This window comes from Paenibacillus sp. cl130 (assembly GCF_900116035.1).
GTDB lineage: Bacteria > Bacillota > Bacilli > Paenibacillales > Paenibacillaceae > Paenibacillus > Paenibacillus polymyxa_B.
In genome coordinates this window covers 500,227-505,930 of sequence record NZ_FOYG01000002.1, presented here as the reverse complement: position 1 = coordinate 505,930, position 5,704 = coordinate 500,227, and the positions used below count along the sequence as shown (strand labels likewise).

At 48.7% G+C, this 5,704-nt stretch carries 2 protein-coding genes; both read left to right on the top strand.

Annotated elements, in window-relative coordinates; translation table 11 throughout:
• Window positions 1-433, top strand: a 433-nt coding sequence (locus BM358_RS08525) for a hypothetical protein (RefSeq protein WP_218161330.1), incomplete at its 5' end; no start/stop codon positions are given.
• The coding region (locus tag BM358_RS08520; protein ID WP_143109553.1) for an SDR family NAD(P)-dependent oxidoreductase at window positions 417-5,704 on the top strand (5,288 nt) is incomplete at its 3' end. The genes BM358_RS08525 and BM358_RS08520, both read left to right, overlap by 17 nt.

The window sequence follows — 5,704 nt, the reverse complement described above, 5'->3', positions numbered from 1 at the left end:
GGATTGGAACATGCTTTATGGGGATGCCAAGCCGCGGCGAATCAGCCTGCCGGCCTATCCTTTTGCGAGAGAGCGGTACTGGATCACGGATATTAAAACTAAATTGGCTTCCATTGAATCTGCAGATGCTGTAAAGCCAACAGATTCGTTCATTGCCCAAAAGACACTTGCCAAAATGGCAAATGTTTCGGAAATGAATAAGGAAGACATCGATGCTTCAAATGCCAAAGCTATTCCTTCGTATATCCAAAACATCCAGAGTCATATTTCTGCCAGTGTAAAAATAAAGAAGATGCCAGATCTTTCTTACCTAGCGGCTGCATACGAGACAATGTCCTCGACTACAGTCGACAGCAAAGCTTACTCGGAACAGGACGGAGCGACACGAGGGGCTGAACGGGAATGGAGGCTTACAGATGAAGGAAATGAATGATATCTTATGCAGGCTGTTATGGAGCCATTTGCGCTTGATGGGATTATGTCCATATGCGCAAATGGAAAAGAAAGCTATGATCGCAGATTTTAAAACAAAAACCGCCTTACTGAATTTATACGATCGTTGGCTTGAAGAAAGCATAGAGATTTTGGTACGGAATCAGTATTTGTATTGCAATGGAGAGTCATATAGCGTAGCGGGTACCGCTTCGGTCGATCTGCAGGCTGTATGGAAGGAGTGGGAATGGAAGAAAGGGGCATGGCTGAAAAATCCGGATCTCTCAGCCTGGGTATTTTTGGTAGAATCAACCTTGCGCAAGCTGCCGGAAATTTTAACCGGGAAAATACCAGCCACCGATATCATTTTTCCTAATTCCTCTATGAAACTGGTAGAAGGTATATATAAGAACAGTCCTGCAGCGGATTACTTTAATGAAGTGCTGGGAGATATCGTAGTTTCCTATCTGAATGAGCGGATTAAGCATAACCCGTCGGTACCGATTCGAATCATTGAAATTGGCGCAGGCACTGGAGGTACTAGCGCTTTGGTCTTCCAGAAGCTCGAACCTTATCGGGAGCATATTCAAGAATATTGCTATACCGACAAATCCAGAGCATTTTTATTACATGCACAAAAAGAGTACGGTCCGAAAAATCCTTACCTGACTTATCAGATTTTTAATGTGGAAGAGTCGGCTCAGGGACAAGATATTGATACAGGTGGATATGATATTGTGATTGCCACCAATGTATTGCACGCCACCCGGAACATTCGCCAAACGTTACGCAATGTCAAAGCGGTGCTGCGAGAAAACGGTCTGATTCTTATAAATGAAATCAGCGGTAACTCTCTGTTAAACCATCTATCCTTTGGCCTTTTAGAGGGATGGTGGCTTTATAATGATCCGGAGCTGCGCATTCCAGGCTCTCCCGGGCTATATCCCGAAAGTTGGCGAAAGGTATTGGAAATGGAAGGTTTCCGGTCCGTTTTCTTCCCTGCTCAGGAAGCGCATGATATAGGTCAACAAATTATTGTGGCGGAAAGCGATGGTCTGATTCGGAACAAACAGGAGCCTGAACACGACAAATCTCAAATGAAACAGCGTGACGAAGGAATTCGATCAGATATTGATGTAACAAGCGAGATGGCTGAAGAGTATGTCCAGGAGCTTATCGTAGGGAAGCTGGTAGAGGCTTTGAATGTGGACTTTACTATGATTGATATTCATGAGTCTTTCGCAGATTATGGCCTGGACTCCATTCTTGGCGTCAACTTTGTGCAGGCTGTCAATCAGGGGCTGGGGATTCATTTGCAAACCACCGACATCTTCGATTACAGTTCGGTAAAACAACTGACGCTATACATTTTAAGCCAATATGGAGATAAAGTTTCACAAGTCTTGGACCAGAGCGCTAATCCAATAGACAACATGGAAGATGCAAGTCGCGACATCCAAAAACTTAAAGACACGGATTATACGATTCATCCTGTTGAAACGGCAAGTATATCCTTTGAGCAGGAGAGACCCAATAAGAAGGATAAAGAGAGAGCTTTAACACCAAGGGAGCCCATTGCGATTATTGGAATGAGCGGGCGGTTTGCTGGATCAGATAATGTACATGAGCTTTGGAATCACCTTAAGAACGGTGACGATTTAGTGGAAGAGGTAACCCGGTGGGATCTTTCGAAATACCAGGAAAAACATGCAAGCTATTGCAATCACGGCAGTTTTTTGGGGGATATTGATAAGTTTGATCCGCTTTTTTTCAATATCTCGGGACTGGAAGCGACCTATATGGATCCGCAGCAGCGATTGTTTCTGGAGGAAGCGTGGCATGCTCTGGAGGATGCTGGCTATGCAGGTACAGGGATGGAGGGTCGCCGCTGTGGAGTGTATGTGGGTTGTGCCGAGGGAGATTACCAACAATTGCTGGGTGAAGACCTGCCTCCACAAGCGCTTTGGGGTCATATGGGTTCCGTGATTCCCGCTAGAATTTCCTACTACTTGAATCTTCACGGACCAGCAATAGCTGTAGATACAGCTTGTTCCAGTTCGTTAGTTGCAGTTCATCTGGCTTGCCAAAGCTTATGGACCGGAGAAACGGATATGGCTTTAGCGGGTGGTGTCTATATTCATACGACCCCCCGCTGCTATTTGTATGGTGACAGGGCAGGGATGCTGTCTCGCTCGGGACGCTGCTATACCTTTGATGACAGGGCAGATGGAATGGTTCCGGGAGAGGCGCTTGGCGCGATTGTGCTCAAGCGTCTTCATGAAGCTGTTGCTGATGGAGACCACATCTATGGAGTGATTTCAGGCTCAGCGATCAACCAGGACGGCACCACGAATGGACTTACTGCGCCAAGCCAGAAATCTCAGGAGCGACTCGAGCAAAATGTATATGATACATTTCATATCCACCCAGAGCAAATCCAGATGGTGGAAGCACATGGAACTGGCACCAAATTGGGAGATCCCATTGAATATCAGGCACTGACTCGAACCTTTAGAAAGTATACCGACAAGAAGGAATATTGCGCCATAGGGTCCATTAAGACGAATATTGGCCATACGCAAATTGCGGCAGGAATTACGGGAATGATCAAACTTTTATTGTCATTAAAGAATAAGCAAATTCCTCCTACACTTCATTTCCGGTCGGGCAATTCAAATATTCAGTTTGCGGATAGTCCTTTTTATGTCAATACGCATCTGCAGGACTGGGAGGTTGAGCCCGGAGCCAGACGCTGTGCTGCGGTCAGCTCCTTTGGTGCCAGCGGTACGAATGCTCATATGGTCATAGAGGAGGCTCCAGAGACGGAACGGACACATTCCGAAAAGCCTGGTTATTTCATTCCGCTGTCGGCACGGACTTCAAAACAATTGCGCCAGCAGGTAGAGCAACTGCTTGCCTATTGCGAACAGGAGCCTAAGGCGGATTGCGGTAATATGAGTTATACATTATTGCTTGGGAGAAAGCACTGTAATCATCGGCTTGCCTGTGTTGCCCGTAATCAAGGCGAGCTTGCCATGTCCCTTAAAAAGTGGCTGGAAAAAGGCAGTGCTTCTCAAGTTTATCATTCTGAACTGCATGAAAAAGATCAACGCATACAAACATCTTTGAAAAGATACGGGGATGAATGTATTTACAATTGTCAAAACGCAAGCGATACCCGCGAGTATTTGGAGCTTTTGACTACGATTGCAGATTTGTATGTTCAGGGATATTCGTTAGACTTTGAGTGTTTATTTTCAAATGAACAGTACTCTAGGATTCCGTTGCCAACTTATCCTTTTGCAAAAGAGCAGTATTGGGCGCCTAGGAGTGAGGACAAAATTACAGGCGGCAGAGCGGCAGAGCGTGAACCAAAATTTACGGTCGCCAGAGCTGCGGAAGCGCCTGCCGTTACGAGTAGCCGTACACTGCTATTTGAGCCTACATGGAAAAAGCAGGAGATACCGCTGGAAGCCGAAGTCCCTGCCTATGATCGGCGAATGGTCTTGCTTTGTGAGCCAGACGAAGCTTTGCACGAGCGCCTCGAAGCGAGTTTGAACGGAGCTGTGCAGGTGCTTGCCTTTCAATCCGGGAAGAGCCGGGTTGATGAACGGTTCCAGGCCTATGCTATTCAGGCCTTTGAGAGCATTCAAACCATACTCAAAGACAAGCCTGAGGGGAGGGTGCTGGTCCAAATTGTGGTGCGGAACGCCGGGGAAGGACGGCTCTTTTCGGGACTTTCGGGACTGTTGAAGACAGCCCGGCTGGAAAACCCGAAATTCATCGGGCAGCTGATCGAAGTGGATCAGGGAGAACAGGCGGAAGGCATCATGGCGAAGCTGGAGGACAACAGCCGTAGCCCGATGAATAGCTGGATTCGCTATGAGAACGGACAACGGACAATCGCTTGCTGGAGCAGGCTCGAAACATCTGGGCAAGAAGAGGGGCTTCCATGGAGAGATGGTGGGGTCTATCTGATCACTGGAGGCTCCGGCAGTCTGGGACTGCTGGTTGCAGAAGAGATTGCCCGGCAGACGCAAGCAGCGACCTTCATTTTGACGGGGCGGTCGCCGCTGGACCGAGACAAGCAGACGAGGCTACAGGAGCTGGAGTCTTCAGGCGCCAGCGTGGTGTACAGGCAAGCGGATATCACCCATAGAAACACCGTTATCGATTTATTGGACAGCATTCAGCAGGAATTTGGACGTGTCCATGGGATCATCCACTGCGCAGGGGTGACTCACGATAATTTTATCATTAAAAAAACTAGTGAAGAATTTATGGAGGTGCTGGGACCGAAGGTAAGCGGACTGGTCCATCTGGATGAGGCAAGCAGTGGCCAGAACCTGGACTTCTTTGTGCTCTTTTCTTCCATATCGGGCAGCATAGGCAATCCGGGACAGGCTGACTATTCGACCGCCAATGCCTTTATGGACGCATACGCCGAATACCGGAATGCCCTGGTAGGGGCCACGCAACGGCGGGGACAGACGTTATCCATCCGCTGGCCGCTATGGAAAGAGGGCGGAATGCGGATCGATGCGGACACGGAACAGATCATGACGCAAAACATGGGTATTACAGCCATGCAGACCTGGTCGGGAATGAGGGCGTTGTACCAAAGCTTGGCCTCTGGCAAGAAGCAGGTGATGGTCATGGAAGGAGAACCTGAGAAAATTGAGGCCTACCTGGCAAAAGCCGTTTCACAGCCCGATGTCCATGCTATCCAGGCAGCTGTCCCTATCCAGGCAACTGCGCCTAAGCTGGATTCGAACTTGCTCTACGATAAAACCTTATATCGACTCAAGGTGCTATTGGGAGAGGTGACTCGGCTGAGCGTCAGCAGCATCGAAGCCCATGAGCCGCTGGAGAGGTATGGAATCGACTCGATCATGATTACCCAGCTCAATGCCAAGCTGGCGGGCTTCTTTGGAGAGCTGTCCCAGACGCTGTTTTATGAGTACCAGACCTTGCGCGCCTTGACGGAATATTTTGTAGCGGAATACCCGCAGGAGTGCATGCAGTGGACCGGGATGAGCCATGACATACAGCCTGTGGAGGAAACACTTGCGGCACCGCTGTATGTCGAAGAAGAAGCCGTGCCATCTGCGGCAAAAACGGCAGCGAAGCCCATCCGAAGCTTGGCCGGGTCTGCCCCTGCGGAAATGCGTGAACCGATAGCGATCATTGGGATGGCTGGAAAGTATCCCTGGTCCAGGGACATGAACGAATATTGGGAAAATCTAAAAGCAGGGAAGGACTGTGTCACCGA